The organism is Streptomyces sp. NBC_01433 (assembly GCF_026340105.1).
Taxonomy (GTDB): domain Bacteria; phylum Actinomycetota; class Actinomycetes; order Streptomycetales; family Streptomycetaceae; genus Streptomyces.
Genome location: NZ_JAPEPM010000005.1, coordinates 58,269 through 71,995, shown reverse-complemented (window position 1 = coordinate 71,995; position 13,727 = coordinate 58,269). Strand labels below are relative to the sequence as shown.

Annotated in this window: 12 protein-coding genes; 4 read left to right on the top strand and 8 right to left on the bottom strand. The window is 73.1% G+C overall.

Annotated elements, in window-relative coordinates:
* Positions 1 to 120: 120 nt before the first annotated feature.
* The 4 genes from OG413_RS42165 to OG413_RS42150 form a co-directional block, all read right to left on the bottom strand.
* Positions 121 to 1,791, bottom strand: a complete 1,671-nt coding sequence (locus OG413_RS42165; protein ID WP_266815114.1) for a thiamine pyrophosphate-binding protein — start codon at positions 1,789 to 1,791, stop codon at positions 121 to 123.
* Between the two features lie 95 nt (positions 1,792 to 1,886).
* The gene (locus OG413_RS42160) at positions 1,887 to 2,885 is read right to left on the bottom strand and encodes a class I SAM-dependent methyltransferase (RefSeq protein WP_266815112.1); all 999 of its coding nucleotides are present in this window, start codon (positions 2,883 to 2,885) and stop codon (positions 1,887 to 1,889) included.
* A gap of 349 nt (positions 2,886 to 3,234) precedes the next feature.
* The gene (locus OG413_RS42155; RefSeq protein WP_266815110.1) at positions 3,235 to 3,768 is read right to left on the bottom strand and encodes a carboxymuconolactone decarboxylase family protein; all 534 of its coding nucleotides are present in this window, start codon (positions 3,766 to 3,768) and stop codon (positions 3,235 to 3,237) included.
* 741 nt (positions 3,769 to 4,509) lie between these two features.
* A complete protein-coding gene (locus OG413_RS42150) occupies positions 4,510 to 5,151 on the bottom strand; it encodes an acyl carrier protein (protein ID WP_266815108.1) in 642 nt (213 codons plus the stop codon).
* A 284-nt stretch (positions 5,152 to 5,435) separates the two neighbouring features.
* Here OG413_RS42150 and OG413_RS42145 point away from each other — a divergent pair, with 284 nt between their 5' ends.
* Together OG413_RS42145 and OG413_RS42140 are read left to right on the top strand one after the other, a co-directional pair.
* Positions 5,436 to 6,671: a helix-turn-helix domain-containing protein gene (locus tag OG413_RS42145; protein WP_266815106.1), complete on the top strand. Its 1,236-nt coding sequence runs from the start codon at positions 5,436 to 5,438 to the stop codon at positions 6,669 to 6,671.
* 407 nt (positions 6,672 to 7,078) lie between these two features.
* Positions 7,079 to 8,053 (top strand): proline dehydrogenase family protein, encoded by a 975-nt coding sequence (locus tag OG413_RS42140; protein ID WP_266815104.1) that lies wholly within the window; start codon positions 7,079 to 7,081, stop codon positions 8,051 to 8,053.
* Positions 8,054 to 8,141: 88 nt separating this feature from the next.
* Here the strand turns inward: OG413_RS42140 and OG413_RS42135 are convergent, their stop codons facing one another.
* The 3 genes from OG413_RS42135 to metK all read right to left on the bottom strand — a co-directional run bounded on the left by OG413_RS42135 (position 8,142) and on the right by metK (position 10,556).
* Positions 8,142 to 8,942, bottom strand: a complete 801-nt coding sequence (locus OG413_RS42135; RefSeq protein WP_266815102.1) for a 4'-phosphopantetheinyl transferase superfamily protein — start codon at positions 8,940 to 8,942, stop codon at positions 8,142 to 8,144.
* Complete coding sequence (locus OG413_RS42130) at positions 8,932 to 9,312, bottom strand: hypothetical protein (RefSeq protein ID WP_266815100.1); 381 nt, start codon at positions 9,310 to 9,312, stop codon at positions 8,932 to 8,934. Before OG413_RS42130 ends, OG413_RS42135 begins: the two co-directional genes overlap by 11 nt.
* Positions 9,313 to 9,377: 65 nt before the next feature.
* The gene (gene metK / locus OG413_RS42125) at positions 9,378 to 10,556 is read right to left on the bottom strand and encodes a methionine adenosyltransferase (RefSeq protein WP_266815098.1); all 1,179 of its coding nucleotides are present in this window, start codon (positions 10,554 to 10,556) and stop codon (positions 9,378 to 9,380) included.
* Between the two features lie 427 nt (positions 10,557 to 10,983).
* Between metK and OG413_RS42120 the strand changes: the two genes are divergently transcribed.
* Positions 10,984 to 11,385 (top strand): hypothetical protein, encoded by a 402-nt coding sequence (locus OG413_RS42120; protein WP_266815096.1) that lies wholly within the window; start codon positions 10,984 to 10,986, stop codon positions 11,383 to 11,385.
* A gap of 173 nt (positions 11,386 to 11,558) precedes the next feature.
* A complete protein-coding gene (locus OG413_RS42115; RefSeq protein WP_266815510.1) occupies positions 11,559 to 12,599 on the top strand; it encodes an alkylhydroperoxidase in 1,041 nt (346 codons plus the stop codon).
* A gap of 70 nt (positions 12,600 to 12,669) precedes the next feature.
* Here the strand turns inward: OG413_RS42115 and OG413_RS42110 are convergent, their stop codons facing one another.
* The gene (locus tag OG413_RS42110) at positions 12,670 to 13,656 is read right to left on the bottom strand and encodes a prephenate dehydrogenase (protein WP_266815094.1); all 987 of its coding nucleotides are present in this window, start codon (positions 13,654 to 13,656) and stop codon (positions 12,670 to 12,672) included.
* Between the last annotated feature and the right edge of the window lie 71 nt (positions 13,657 to 13,727).

The following is a 13,727-nucleotide window of genomic DNA, read 5'->3' as shown; positions in this document are numbered from 1 at the left end:
GGGGATCAGCCGGCTGTCGGGTTCCGGGCGGCGGCAGCCTCGGTCAGCTGTGCCCGTGACGCCGCCCCCGGGTGCCGGTCGGTCCACATCCCCGGGACATCTCGTCCGGCGGCAGCCGCGTCACCCCCGGTGGTCCGCCGGGGCCAGCAGATCCGCCAGGAACGGCGCCACCACCGTCTGCACGATCTTGCAGTCCAGCAGCAGCGTGCCGGGGCAGCCGCGTTCGCGCCATGCCGTGACCTCGGCCAGATCCTCCGGTACGCGTACGGTGACGGCCCGAGCGCCCAGCGCGCGGGCCGTCCCGGCGAAATCGGTGTCGCCGAAGTTGACGGTCGCCGGGTCCGCCCCGCGCGGTATGTACATGTGGTCCTCGAATCCGTACGACGCGTCGTCATAGACCACCACCAGGCAGGACCGCCCCGTGCGCACCAGGGTCTCCAGCTCGGGGAGCCCCATCAACGCGCCGCCGTCACCGAGCGCCGCCACCGTCGTCCGGTCGGGACGGCCGACCGCGGCACCGACCGCCCCCGCCAGGCCGAGGCCAATGGTCTGGAAGGCGGCCCCGGTGAAGACCATCGCCGCGGGATCGGGCACCGGCCAGTACATGGCGGGCCAGGCGATGAAGTGGCCGCCGTCCAGCACGAGGGTGCGATCGGCGGGCAGCAGCCCGGCCACCTGCCGGGTGAGGGTGCGCGGATCGATCCGCCCCGCGCCCGAGGCGTCCGCGAAGGGCACCGTGTCCCAGCGGCGGGCGGCGGTGGCGCGGACCTCCGCCGAGCGCCAGGTGCCGGACCCGTCCGGGGGCCCCGCCGTGCCGAGGGCGTCCAGCAGGCGGGCGGCGACGACCGAGGCGTCCCCGGTCACCGAGAGATCCCCGCGCCCGGCCGATCCGGGACCGGGCTCCAGGTCGATGCGTACGACGGTGGCGCCGGGATCCAGCAGCCGCCCGCCGTGCAGGGTGAACGTGTCCAGGCTCGCGCCGAAGGCCAGCACCAGGTCGGCGCCGGAGATGAGCCGGGCGGGCTCCGGGGCGGCGAACCCGCCGCAGATCCCGAGGGACCAGGGACTCTCGTCGAACAGCCCGTTGGCCATCACCGTCGTGGTGAACAGTGCGCCCAGCCGGTCACCGAGGTCGCGCAGTACCTTGCCGGCCCCCGCGCGCCAGGCTCCCGCTCCGGCCAGCAGCAGGGGCCGGCGGGAGCTGCCCAGGGCGCGGAGCACCGGTGCCAGTTCGTCGGGCCGGACCGTCGCCGCGGCGGCCGGCACCGCGGTCGTGTTGGCGCTGGGTGCCGAAGGGGGGGACACCTCGGCACCCAGCAGATCACCGGGCAGCATGACGACGACGGGGCATTGTCGGAGACGGGCGAGTTCCAGCGCGGCGGACGTCCGCGCGACAGCGGTGGCCGGATCGGTGAGGCGCACGACGGGTACACCGAGCGAGGTCACCAGGGCGCTCTGGTCGATGTCGTTCGACCTGGGCCCGTCGGTCGGCGCGTCACCGCACAGCAGGACGGCGGCGGAACGGTTCTTGGCGGCCTCGGCCAGGGCCGTGGCCGCGTTGGCGAGCCCCGGCCCATGGGTCGTCGTACAGACCGCCGCCTCCCCCGTCACCCGGAAGTAGGCGTCGGCCATGGCCATGGCACCGCCCTCGTGGCGGGCCGCCGTGTAGTGGACGCCCGCCTCGGTCAGGGCAGCGGTGGCGAGGATGTTGCCACCGCCCACCAGGCCGAACGCGTGCCGGACGCCATCGGCTGCGAGGGTACGGGCGACAGCGACGGCAAGCGTGGTCATGCTGACTCCTACACGCCCCGGGCCGACAGGAGGCGCCGGCTTCCGGGGGGCGGTGACGGCGGCAGCCGGGCGTGAGTACCGGAGAGCTGGGTGCATCAGGCCAGCTCGAAGATGACCTCTCCGACGGTCAGCTCGATGCGGTTGGTGCGTACGAGCTCCCAGCCACCCTCGGCGAACACCGACTCCCAGTTGTCGACGGTCGGCAGGAAGGTGCCCATCAGGTCGTGCCCGAGCTCGAAGCCGAGGGTGAAGACCGGCAGTTCGGTGTCCGGCAGCGCGGTACGGGTGGCGTCGCCGATCAGCAGCCGGCGCGCGGACGGGAAGACCTCGCGCAGGCGCCGCAGGGTGGCGACGCAGTTCTCGCGCGGCCAGAAGTCGTGGCCCATCATGAAGCAGGTGACCAGCTCGATGTCGGCGAACTCCGGGCGCGGCTCCAGCCGGAGCACGTCCCCCTGCACGAACTCGGCGCGGTCGGAGAGACCGGCGTCGGCGGCTTCCTTGCGCGCCACCTCCAGGGACGGGGCGGCGATGTCGACGCCGGTGCCCGTACTGCCGGGGAAGCGGCGCAGCAGGTCCATCAGCCGGCCGCCGCTGCCGCAGCCGAGGTCCGCGACGCGGGTCACGGGGAAGTCGAGGCGGTCGATGGCTCCCCGGTAGGCCGGGGCGTAGGTGATGTCGTCGATCTCGCGGCAGGCGAACGCGATGGCCGCCGGGTCCCGGCGGTAGTAGGCGCCGGTGCGCTGTTCGTTGCGCAGCACCCGCGGTATCTGCTGGAACAGTTCGGAGCTGCCCCGGGCGAGCCAGTGGAAGAAGGACTTGTTGTGGTACACCGCGTCGAACCCGGACAGCGGGGTCACGGTGGCGCCTTCGCGGTGGACCAGTCCGACCGAGGCCATGGCCCGGAAGAGACCGGTCGTGGAGAGAGCGTCGAGGCTGTTGCGCTCCGCGAATTCGACTGTGTCCAGGGTGCGTTCGCGGTAGAGCTCCTCCAACGCCCCCACCTCCCACGCGGCGGCGATGGTGAAGGCCGCGACGGCCGAGTTGTAGATCGTGGCAACGCTGCGCGCGCTGGTCGGCGCGATGTCAACGGTCACTGCTGAGCACCTCATCCCGGTGATCCTGCGACGGGTCGGCCCCGCCCTGGCCCACCGGCAGAACCGGTGGGCGATTCGCGGTCCATGTTCCGAGCGCCCGTCGGGGCGGGCATCTCCGGCGTTGCTCAGCTCTCCGCGCAGCCCGGTGGTGTTCGCCGCGGGCTGTTCAGGTGGACCGACGCCGTGATGCCGGTATTCGGGGGACGAGGCCCGATCAGGAGCCATCCGTAGGTGCTGAGTGCGGCGTACACGCCGCGCAGCCCCCGGCTCAGTCGGGGACGCGCCGGTACGGAGCGGTGGGACATGGTGGCCTCCGGGGCGGGGACGGCCGGATGAGGTGAGGTCTGTCTCAGCCCCGGTAGCCCTGCGAGACGATGCGCTCGGCCGCCAGCGCGTAGTAGGCGGGGTCGGAGGGGACCGCGGTGGCGAGGCCGTTGACGTAGCGGTTGTACATGCAGAAGGCCGCGGCTATCAGCACCGTGTCGTGCACGTCGGTGTCGTCGGCGCCCTCGGCGCGAGCGGCCGCGATCGCCTTCTCCGAGACCGGTCGGGCGGCTTCCCTGACCTCGGCCGCGATCCGCAGCAGGGCACGCAGCTTGCCGCTGACGGGTGCGGTGTCGGGGTCGGCGAGCACGGCGGCGACCAGGTCCCGGCCGCCGGGGAGCTGGGCGGCGGCGAAGGCGCTGTGCGAGGCGGAGCAGAACTCGGTGCCGTTGAGCTCGGAGACGTACGCCGCGATCAGCTCGCGCTCACCGGCGGCCAGCGAGGACGGCGCGCGCAACAGCGCGTTGGCGAGATCCCCCAGCGGTGCCGCGATGTCGGGCCGGTTCGCCGTCAGGCCGCTGATCCCGGGAAGGTCGTTGTCGAGTGCGATGTGCGTCATGGAAAGCCCCTTGCAGACGAGCGGGAAGGCAGGCGTCAGGGACATCAATACCTTCTGGACCAGGTGTGGAGCTGTCTGTTCGGCAAAAGGGACGGGCGGGGATCAGGGCCACTCGACGCCTTCGCCGGAGTCGGCACGGACGTCGGTCACGGTGAGAGCGATACGCATGTCGGCTCCTCGGAGAAGGCGGGATGCAGGTGCGGAGACCCGGCCATGAACCGTGGGAAGTCTCCCGATCACAGGAAGGTAGTGAGCCCCGCCGGGAATGGCAACGTTTTGCCAGACTTTGGCAACTTGCCTGTATGGAGGGGTGCTGCCTCTTGACCACCTCGGGTACGCCGACCCGGGCGTGACGACGCCGGGGAGGCGGGCGGGAGAGCCGGCAGAAGGGCAGGCAGGAGGGCGGACAGGGCGGCGTACCCCGGGAGGAGGCCGGGGGAAGGGCCGGGGACGGCAGAGGCGGCAGAGGGCGGCAGAGGGGGCAGAGGACCGGCCCTGGGGGCCAGGCAGGACCCCGCACAGGGCCTCAAGTCCCCAGAGGGGCCCGGGAGGCCCGCAGAGCGCCCCCGGACTGCGGTACGCGTACGCGGAAAGTCCTCGCCCCGGCCGGGTGAACCGGGCCGGGGCGAGGACGGGAAGCACGCGGGGAGGCGTGCGGGGAGGAACGGAAGGTGTGCAGCAGGATCAGGAGGGGCTGGCGGGGCGGAAGGAGCTGGCGGGGTGGGAGGGGCTGGCGGGGCCTCAGGCGGCCCGGCGCCGGAGCAGGGGCGCGGGGCGCAGCGCCTCGGTGAGCAGGCCGCCCACCAGCCGGGTCTGATCGGCCAGTGTCGTGGCGGTCAGAATGTCGCGCACCGAGACCTCGACGCCGAACTCCTTGCCGACACGCCGCACGAGCCGGGTGACCAGGAGCGAGTCACCGCCCAGCGCGAAGAAGTCCGAACCGTCGGACGGGCTCGGGCAGTCGAGGACATCCCGCCACTGCTCGGCCAGGAAGGTCCGGATGTCACTTGTCGTGACGGCGGGCCGGGCACGACCGGACAAGCCGCGGGTGCGCAGCATGTGAACGAGGTCGATCTGGTCGCCCAGATTCCGCCGCGACATGTCGTGCAGCGGGATCACGACGCCGAACTCCTTGCCGACGCGCCGTACCAGTCGCGTGAACAGCAGTGAGTCGCCGCCGCGGGTGAAGAAGTCCGCGTGTTCGGTGAGGTTGTGGCAGCCGAGCAGATCGCTCCAGGCGCCGAACATGAACTCCCGCACGTCCTGGGCGTGATCGACAGGTGCGGCGGGTGCGGCGGGTGCCGCGGATTCGGCGGGTGCCGCGGAGGCGCCGGCCCGGTCGGTACCGGTGATGGCGATGACGGCAGAGCGGTCACGGGTCATTTTCGCCACTCCTGTGGACATCGTCGGGCTGGCATCATCTTGCCCGTCATCGTACGACAACCCCCACCTGACTGGCAACAACTTTCCAAGGTTTCTGGCAACACACCTTGCCCGAACCCTCCCTCCAGGCCCCGCTATCCAGCCACCTTGCGAGGTCAGGCGTTTGCCAACCCGTACACTTCCCGGATATCCTTTGGCATAATTGGAACGAACAGTGTGACGCGAAGACGGCAACACGGTCGGCCCGGACTCTCTGTCATCCATCCATCCGTTGGGGTGTACACGTGCTGGAGCAGCCATCCTTCGGCCGCCGGCTGAAGCAGCTGAGGACTGAACGCGGCCTGTCGCAGGCGGTGGTCGCCGGGGACGGAATGTCGACCGGCTATCTCTCGCGCCTGGAATCGGGCGCACGCCAGCCCACCGACCGTGCCGTGGCACATCTGGCGGGGCAGCTGGGCATCAGTCCCTCGGAGTTCGAGGAATCCCGGGCCACCTCACTCGCGCAGATACTGTCGCTCGCCACGTCACTCGAATCCGACGAGACCAGTGAGCTGCTGGCCGGGGCGCTGGAGTCGGCGCACGGGCAGGAACCGATGCTGCGCTGGCAGGCTTTGTGGCTGCTCGGCCAGTGGAAGCGCCGTCACGGCGACCAGGCGGCCGAGCGCGCCTACCTCGAAGAACTCGCGGCGCTCAGCGAGGAGATCGGCCTGGCCGAGCTGCGCGCGCGGGCACTCACCCAGCTGGCCAGGTCCCTGCGCGTCACGGGCGAGATCGTCCCCGCGGTCGAGGCCGCCGGGACGGCCTACCGGCTGGCCCGGGAGAACGACCTCTCCACCCAGGACGTGGCCGCCGCGCTGCTGGTCCTGGTGTCCGTGGAGGCGGAGGCGGGCCGGATGCCGGACGCCCGCCGGCACGCGTCCGAGCTGACCTCCCTGGTGGAAGGCCGCTCCGACACCCTGTGGGCCGAATCGCTGTGGACCGCGGGCGCCCTCAAGGTCCGCGAGGGCGAGTTCGGCGTGGCGCAGGACCTCTTCCAGCAGGCCCTGGACGGCTTCGACAGCCGGGAGAACCTCACGATATGGCTGCGGCTGCGGGTGGCCATGGCCGAACTGCATCTGCAGAAGTTCCCGCCGGAGCCCGACGCCGCCCAGCGGTGCATCGAGGCCGCCGAGGCGGCACTCCCCTTCGCCCGCACACCCGCGCTCGAACAGTCGCTGACCGCCCTGCGGGCCCGCCTCGCCTTCCACGAAGGCAAGTTCGCCGATGCCCGCGCGCTGCTGGACCGGCTCGGCCGGGCCGAGCTGCGCCTGCCGTACCAGACCCGGGTGCGCCTGGAGGTCCTCGGCAACCAGCTGCGGATCCTGAACGGCGAGGAGGACGAGGGCCTGGCCGGGCTGCAGACCCTCGCCCTGCAGGCCCAGGAGAACTCCAACATAGATCTCGCCGCGGAGATCTGGCGGCTGGCCGCCGAGTGCCTCATGAAGGCCCGCGACAAGGCGCAGAGCGCCTCGGCCGCCTGACGTCCCGTCCTGCCGCCCTGCCGTCCCGCCGCCCGGGGCACCGATGACCGGCACGTCATCGGTGCCCCGGGCGGCGGTCTTTCACGGCTCCCCCTCGCGGACTCCCCCGCACGGCTGGCCCCTCGTCGATCCCGCACGGCTGGCCCCTCGTCGATATTGCCAACCCGCCCGGAGTTGTGGCAATATTTTGCCTGACAGTGGCAAGACTGGCACATCATGCGCGTCGGGCCTTCGACCGGGGAGTGGCTGATCATGCGGATCATGAGGCCGAGCAGGTATTTTCCCGGTGCTTCCGCGTCCTTTCCCGCCCATCTGGTTGGCAATTTTTTGCCAGAAGCCTTCACTGCCCATCCGTACGCGCGGGGCCGGGCGCTCCCGCGTACCGACAGGAATGCCGAGGCGCTGCCATGACCGACGAGCTCTCCCAGCGTGCTCTGCTGGAATCCGCGGCCGAGGGGCTGCGCAAGCTGGCCACCGACACCCGGTGCCGGGTCGCGTTCGCCGCCCCCGGCTCGGTGCTGCGGGACATCCTCTCCCCCGCCGCTCGGCGCTACGTACTGGCTCCCGACCGGGACGGGTTCCTCGAACAGGTGGGAAAGCTGCGGGCGAAGGGCTACCTGGTGGCCGCCGAATGCGCCGCGCCTCATCAGAACGCCGACGATCCCGCCCAGATCGAACAGGTCGTCGCGGAGTATCTGAGCCTGCTCGAAGCCGAACCGGCCCCCGACCGCCTCGGTTTCGAGCTGTCCCAGGTGGGCCTCGCCCGCTCGTCCCGCCTCGCCGCGGAGAACACCGGGCGGATCGCGGCCGCCGCGGCCCGGCACGGCAGCGAGGTCGTCCTCAGCATGGAGCGCGCGCCGGGCGTCGACGCCGTGCTCGCCGTGTACCGCCCGCTCGCGGACCGGTACGCGAACGTGGGGATCACCCTCCAGGCGCACCTGCACCGCACCGAGCGCGACGCGGCGACGCTGGCCCGGCCCGGCCGCACGATCCGGCTGGTCAAGGGCGCCTTCCCCGAACCGCCCCACATCGCCCTGCCCCGCGGGCCCGCCCTCGACGACCGGTTCCTGGACCTCGCGCAGAGCCTCGTGGACGGCGGGGTCCGGCTGAGCCTCGCCACCCAGGACCCCGTGGTGCTCACCGCGGCGCGGGAACGCGGGCTGCTGGAGCGCGTCACGGAGATCGAGATGCTGCACGGGGTACGGCCGGAACTGCTGCGGCACTACCACGAGTCCGGGCTGGTGTGCCGGATCTACGCCACGTACGGGACGAACTGGTGGCTGTACCTGCTCCAGCGCCTGGCCGAGCACCCGCCGATGGTCCTCAGGGCACTGGCCGACATCGGCTCCGGCCGCACCGACACCGTCGGCATCGGCTACTGACCCGGACCCGACCGGCCACCGACCCGGCCCCGGTCCCGAGGGGAGCGGCGGCCGGTCCTCAGGCGGCCGGTCCTCAGGCCGCAGGTCCTCAGGCCGCAGGTCCTGGAGTCCACCGGCCCTCAGGCCGCCGACCCTCCTCCCGGACCGCGACGGCGGCCGCGTATCCGCGCGGGACCGCGACGTCCTCCACCCGCCAGCCGGGCGGCCCGGCCACCGCCGCCGTACCGGTGCCGAGATAGTCCAGCGCCGGGCTGCGGGCGAGGCCGGTGCCCAGTCCCTTGAGGTATGCCTCCTTGCGCACCCAGGCCCGCGCGAACGCGTCGGGGCGGTCGGCCTCGGAGCAGGCCGCCAGTTCCGCCTCCTCCCGCGGATGCAGCACGCCCTTGATCTCGTCGGCGGCCTCGGCCGAGCCCTTGGTCTGTACGTCCGCCCCGACGGGCGTCGCGGCGAAGGCGAGCAGCGCGAGATCACCGCTGTGCGAGAGCGAGAAGTGCAGGGGCACATCCGGGTCCTCGGGCGCGGGTCTGCCGTGCGGTTCGCCGCAGCAGGGGCAGGGTTCGCGCCGGAAGCGGACCCGGTCGGCCGCGATCCCGAGCTGGGCCCCGAGCAGCAGCCGCAGGGCCACATGGGCGGTGACGTAGCACCGGCGGTCCGCGCCTCGGCGCAGTGCGGCGGCCCGGTCCCGTTCCGTGTCGTCGAGCACGAGGCGGGCGAGTTCCGCCACCGTCTCCGGGCGCGTGTTCGCATCCGCCAGCCACAGGTGCGCGGCGCCGTCGGGCAGCCGCAGCGGACCGGGGGGAGCGCCGGGGATCAGCAGTCCGGGTATCCGCGGCGCGGGTGACGCGGGCGCCTCGCACCGCGGACTCCGGACAGCGAGGTCAGTACGCATGGCCGGTGGCCGTCGCGGCGACGAACCGGTACGCGTCCTCCAGGAGGCCGTCGGTGTGCCGGACACCGTCCGCCCCGTACTCGTGCCCCGTCAGGACCGGCAGCAGGTCCGCCAGGAGCGCGGCCAGTTCGCCGCCGTTCTCCTGGACGAAGGCGACGGCCCCTTCCCACAGCGCGGTACGCACCCGCTCCGCGGTGAGCAGGCCGTCGCCCGCCGCCGCGACGGTGAGCAGACCGGCGATGCGCCGTTCCAGCGGCGTGGGTGTCCAGACGCCGCACCGCGCGCGCTCGGCGAGTGCGTCCAGGCCCTCGCGCAGAAGCGTTTCCGCCGGCCGTGGCCTACTCGGGAGCTGTGCTGAGGTGTTCGGCATGGTGACTCCTCACGGAGGGACGGGTGTCGGACGGGATGCCGCGCACTGCCCCCGGCGGCGGCCTTTCAGGAGGAGGTGGCCGGTGCGCCGACGGCGCGGCGCAGAGCCTCGACGCGGTCGGTGCGCTCCCAGGTGAAGTCGGGGAGTTCGCGGCCGAAGTGGCCGTACGCGGCGGTCTGGGCGTAGATCGGCCGCAGCAGGTCGAGGTCGCGGATGATCGCGGCCGGACGGAGGTCGAAGACGTCGCCGATGGCCTGCTGGATGCGTTGCGGCGGCACGGTGTGGGTGCCGAAGGTCTCGACGAACAGGCCCACCGGTTCGGCCTTGCCGATCGCGTACGCGACCTGCACCTCGCAACGGGCCGCGAGACCCGCCGCCACGACGTTCTTCGCGACCCAGCGCATCGCGTACGCCGCCGAACGGTCCACCTTGGAAGGGTCCTTGCCCGAGAAGGCCCCGCCACCGTGGCGGGCCATACCGCCGTACGTATCGATGATGATCTTGCGGCCGGTCAGCCCGGCGTCACCCATCGGGCCGCCGATCTCGAAACGGCCGGTCGGGTTCACCAGCAGGCGGTAGCCCTCGGTGTCCAGCTTGATGCCGTCCTCGATGAGCCGCGCCAGGACGTGCTCGACGACGAACTCACGGATGTCGGGCGCGAGCAGCGAGTCCAGGTCGATGTCGCTCGCGTGCTGCGAGGAGACGACCACCGTGTCGAGCCGGACCGCCCTGTCGCCGTCGTACTCGATGGTGACCTGCGTCTTGCCGTCGGGGCGCAGATAGGGGACGGTCCCGTCCTTGCGGACCTCCGTCAGCCGGCGCGAGAGCCGGTGCGCCACATGGATCGGGAGCGGCATCAGCTCGGGCGTCTCGTCGCAGGCGTAACCGAACATCAGGCCCTGGTCGCCCGCGCCGCCGGTGTCCACTCCCTGGGCGATGTCGGGCGACTGCGCGCCGATCGACACCGAGACCCCGCAGGAGGCACCGTCGAAACCCTTGGCCGAGGAGTCGTAGCCGATCTCCAGGACCTTCTCGCGCACCAGCCGGGCGATGGGTACGTAGGCCGTGGTGCTCACCTCACCCGCGACGTGCACCAGGCCGGTGGTGACCATGGTCTCCACCGCGACCCGTGCGGTCGGATCCGCGCGCAGCAGCGCGTCGAGCACGGTGTCGCTGATCTGATCGGCGATCTTGTCCGGATGTCCTTCGGTCACGGACTCCGAGGTGAACAGTCTCCCGGCCATGCCCAGTGATTCCTCTCGGAGAATAGGAATGCGGTGCCGTCGCGGCGTTTCCGGCACACCACGGCGCACGCATGGAGCCACTGTCCATCCAAAGGGCGAACGCGCCCCGTGGACACGGGGACTTGGACAAGTGTCGGGAGGGGCCGCCCGCGCAGCGCACTCAGGCAGGTCGCGGGGGTCGCGGAGCCGCGGGGGCCGAAGGACGGCGGGCTGTCGCGGCTCTGCGCACAGGAGAAGACGACCCCGGCGGCGGCAGGTCCGAGAATGTTCTTTCTCCAGCTGATCACCACCGTGCTGTCCCGGGGCGACGTGCTCCCGGGAGGTCTGCCGGAACGGAACCGTCGCCCCTCGCCGCCACGGTTCTCCCGGACACCATGCCGTGGCCGCGAGGCCGGTCCCGGCTCCCACCCGGCAAGGGAGGCAGAGCATGAGCGACATCCGCCCGGCGGCCCACGGGGCCGAGAGCGAACCGGCGGCAGCAGCGGTGCTCACCGCGGCCGCCGCCGCTTCCACCGCCTACACCGCGGCGGCCGCGAAGGGCGCGGCCACGGCGCTGGTACGCATGTTCGTCGACCAAGGGGTGTTCGGCATCGCCCTCCACGAGCCGGCACCGGACGCGGCGGCGGGCGCGGGCGCCGCGCCCGCCGCCGTGCCCGAGGCCGCCGAACCCACCGACTGGGACCGGATGTGCGCGGCCGTCGCGCAGGCCGAGGCACGACGTGCCACCGACAACGGCACGGCCGTACCCCCGCTGCGTCTGATGGGCGAGGCGGTGGCCCGGACCGCGGCCCGCAAGCCCGCGCTGCGCGCCGTACCGCCCGCCGCTTAGACCGCCCGCCGCTTGGACCGCCCGCCGCTTTAGCCGCTGGGTACGCCCGGCACCCGCGGGGCGGTCCAGCAGTTCTGAGGATGCGTCACGCCGGGCCGCGGGGTCAGGATCGGGCGCACGTCGCGCCGGCCGTCGGCGGGGGTGCGGGATCGGGACCCAGGAGGTGCATGACCGTGAGGCCGGTTGTCAGGGCAGTGCTGCGGGGCGCGCTCAAGGATGTGCGGTACGTGCGGGTGGTCGCGCCCGCCGAGGCGCACGGGCCGGTGGCCGAGGTGTACGCCCAGGTGGAACGGGACTTCGGGGTACTGGCCCCGCCGGTGGCCCTGCACTCCCCCGCCCCCGCCGCGCTCGCCGCGGGCTGGCTGGTGCTGCGGGAGACGCTGCTGGTCGAAGGGGCGGCGGGCCGGGCGGCCAAGGAGGTCACTGCGACCGCGGTCTCCGAGGCCAACTCCTGCTCGTACTGCGTCGATGTCCACCGGGCCACGCTCCAGACCCTGGAGGCGGAGCCGGCCGGCACCGATGCCGCGCTCGTCGCGTGGGCCCGCGCGACGGGCCGCCGTCGGGCGGAGGGCGAGGAGGCACCCGTCCTGCCGTTCTCCGCCGCCGGAGCGGCCGAGATCCAGGGGGTGGCCGTCACCTTCCACTACATCAACCGGATGGTCGCCGTCTTCCTCGCCGACTCCCCCGTGCCCGACCAGGCCCCCGGCTTCCTGCGCGGCACCATCCTGCGTACGGCCGCCCGCGCCATGCGGCCGGTCGGGCCGGCACCGCTGCGGGCCGGGGACTCGCTCGCCCTCCTGCCCGCCGCGCCCCTGCCGGCCGGCCTGGAGTGGGCGCGGGAGAACCCGGCGGTGGCCGACGCGCTGGGGCGGGCGGTGGCGGCCGTGGACGACGCGGCGCGCTGGGTGCCCGAGCCGGTGCGCGAGCGGCTGCGGGAGCGGCTGGCCGGGTGGGACGGCGGCCCGGTGGGCCTGAGCCGGGCCTGGCTCGGTCAGGCACTGGCCGGTCTGCCGGCGGACTGCCTGCCCGCCGCGCGGCTCGCCCTGCTGACCGCGTTCGCCGCGCACCAGGTCACCGACGGCGATGTGGCCGCTTTCCGTGAGCACCGTCCCGGTGACGGGGAGCTGATCGAGCTCACCTCCTGGGCCGCTCTGACCACCGCCGTCCACATCGGCACCCGCCTGGCCGTTCCGCGCCCGGCGTCCGGACGCTGAGCCCCGCCCGGCGCCCGGCCGCTGAGCCCCCTGGAATTCGCCGGGTGCCGGGGGCTCGGCGTCCGGGCGGTCATCCGGCGAGGCGGTGGATGCGCGGCATCGGCCCGGCGGGCCTGCCCGCCCGCAGACGCGAGGAGCGGCGCTGTGCCCGGAGCGGGGTGAGGGCGGACACCGGCACCTCCCGCAGCCGGGCCGCCGACAGGGGGCGGGCGGCGAGGAGTGCCGCGCGGCCCCGGTTCCCCCGGGCCACCAGCTCGCCCGCGGCGTCCGACGGAACGGCCCCGCCCTTCCTCAACTCCGCTGCCAGCGCCGCGAGTTCATCGGCCATCCGCTCCACCGTGTCCGCCACCGACGAGGCGTTCTGGCCCAGGATGTCGGCCCACAGCCGGGGATCGCTGCCCGCGATCCGGGTGGTGTCACCCACCCCGGTGCCGGCCAGCGACAGCACCTCGGGGCCGAGGTCGGTGAGCTGGGCGGCGAGCGCGGAGGAGACCACCTGCGGTACGTGCGAGAGGGCGGCGACCGCCCGGTCGTGCGCGGCCGGTGTCAGGTCCTTGCGACGGCCTCCGCACACGAAGACCAGCTCGTCGACGGCGGCGAGCGCCTCGGGATCGACGGTCGGGTACGGGCAGAGGATCCAGGGCCGCCCCGCGAACAGGTCCGCCTGCGCCGCGCCGGCACCGGAGAGTTCCCGGCCCGCCATCGGGTGTCCGGGAACGTAACCGAGCAGGTCGCTGCCGCGCAGCTCGGCCTCCGTCCAGATGTGCTCCTTGGCGCCTGCCACGTCGGTGTAGGCGCGGCCCAGGCCCCGGGCCTGGGCGTCGCACAGGGTGTCCACGACGGCGGACGGCGGGGTGGCGATCACCACGAGGTCGGCGACCGGGGTGTCCTCGGTCAGTACGGTCCCGGCCCCCATCCGCCGGGCCTGGTCCAGTGCGTCCGCGTCGAGGTCGTCGAGGGCGACCTCCACCCCGGCCCGGGTCAGGGCCAGCGCGATGGACGTACCGATCAGGCCGCTGCCGATCACGATGACGCGTTCCAGGCCGGTGGTTGTCATGGTGCTCTCCTTGGTGGGCTTCTGGCGCGGGTACGGGGGTGACGGTGCGGGCGGCGGGGCCTGACCGGGCG

Bases quoted from the DNA above. Each gene is read 5' to 3' on its own strand.
- OG413_RS42135 (WP_266815102.1), bottom strand. From the start codon at position 8,942: ATGCGTACTGACCTCGCTGTCCGGAGTCCGCGGTGCGAGGCGCCCGCG.
- OG413_RS42155 (WP_266815110.1), bottom strand. From the start codon at position 3,768: ATGACGCACATCGCACTCGACAACGACCTTCCCGGGATCAGCGGCCTG.
- OG413_RS42120 (WP_266815096.1), top strand. From the start codon at position 10,984: ATGAGCGACATCCGCCCGGCGGCCCACGGGGCCGAGAGCGAACCGGCG.
- OG413_RS42140 (WP_266815104.1), top strand. From the start codon at position 7,079: ATGACCGACGAGCTCTCCCAGCGTGCTCTGCTGGAATCCGCGGCCGAG.
- OG413_RS42130 (WP_266815100.1), bottom strand. From the start codon at position 9,312: ATGCCGAACACCTCAGCACAGCTCCCGAGTAGGCCACGGCCGGCGGAA.
- OG413_RS42165 (WP_266815114.1), bottom strand. From the start codon at position 1,791: ATGACCACGCTTGCCGTCGCTGTCGCCCGTACCCTCGCAGCCGATGGC.
- OG413_RS42110 (WP_266815094.1), bottom strand. From the start codon at position 13,656: ATGACAACCACCGGCCTGGAACGCGTCATCGTGATCGGCAGCGGCCTG.
- OG413_RS42150 (WP_266815108.1), bottom strand. From the start codon at position 5,151: ATGACCCGTGACCGCTCTGCCGTCATCGCCATCACCGGTACCGACCGG.
- metK (WP_266815098.1), bottom strand. From the start codon at position 10,556: ATGGCCGGGAGACTGTTCACCTCGGAGTCCGTGACCGAAGGACATCCG.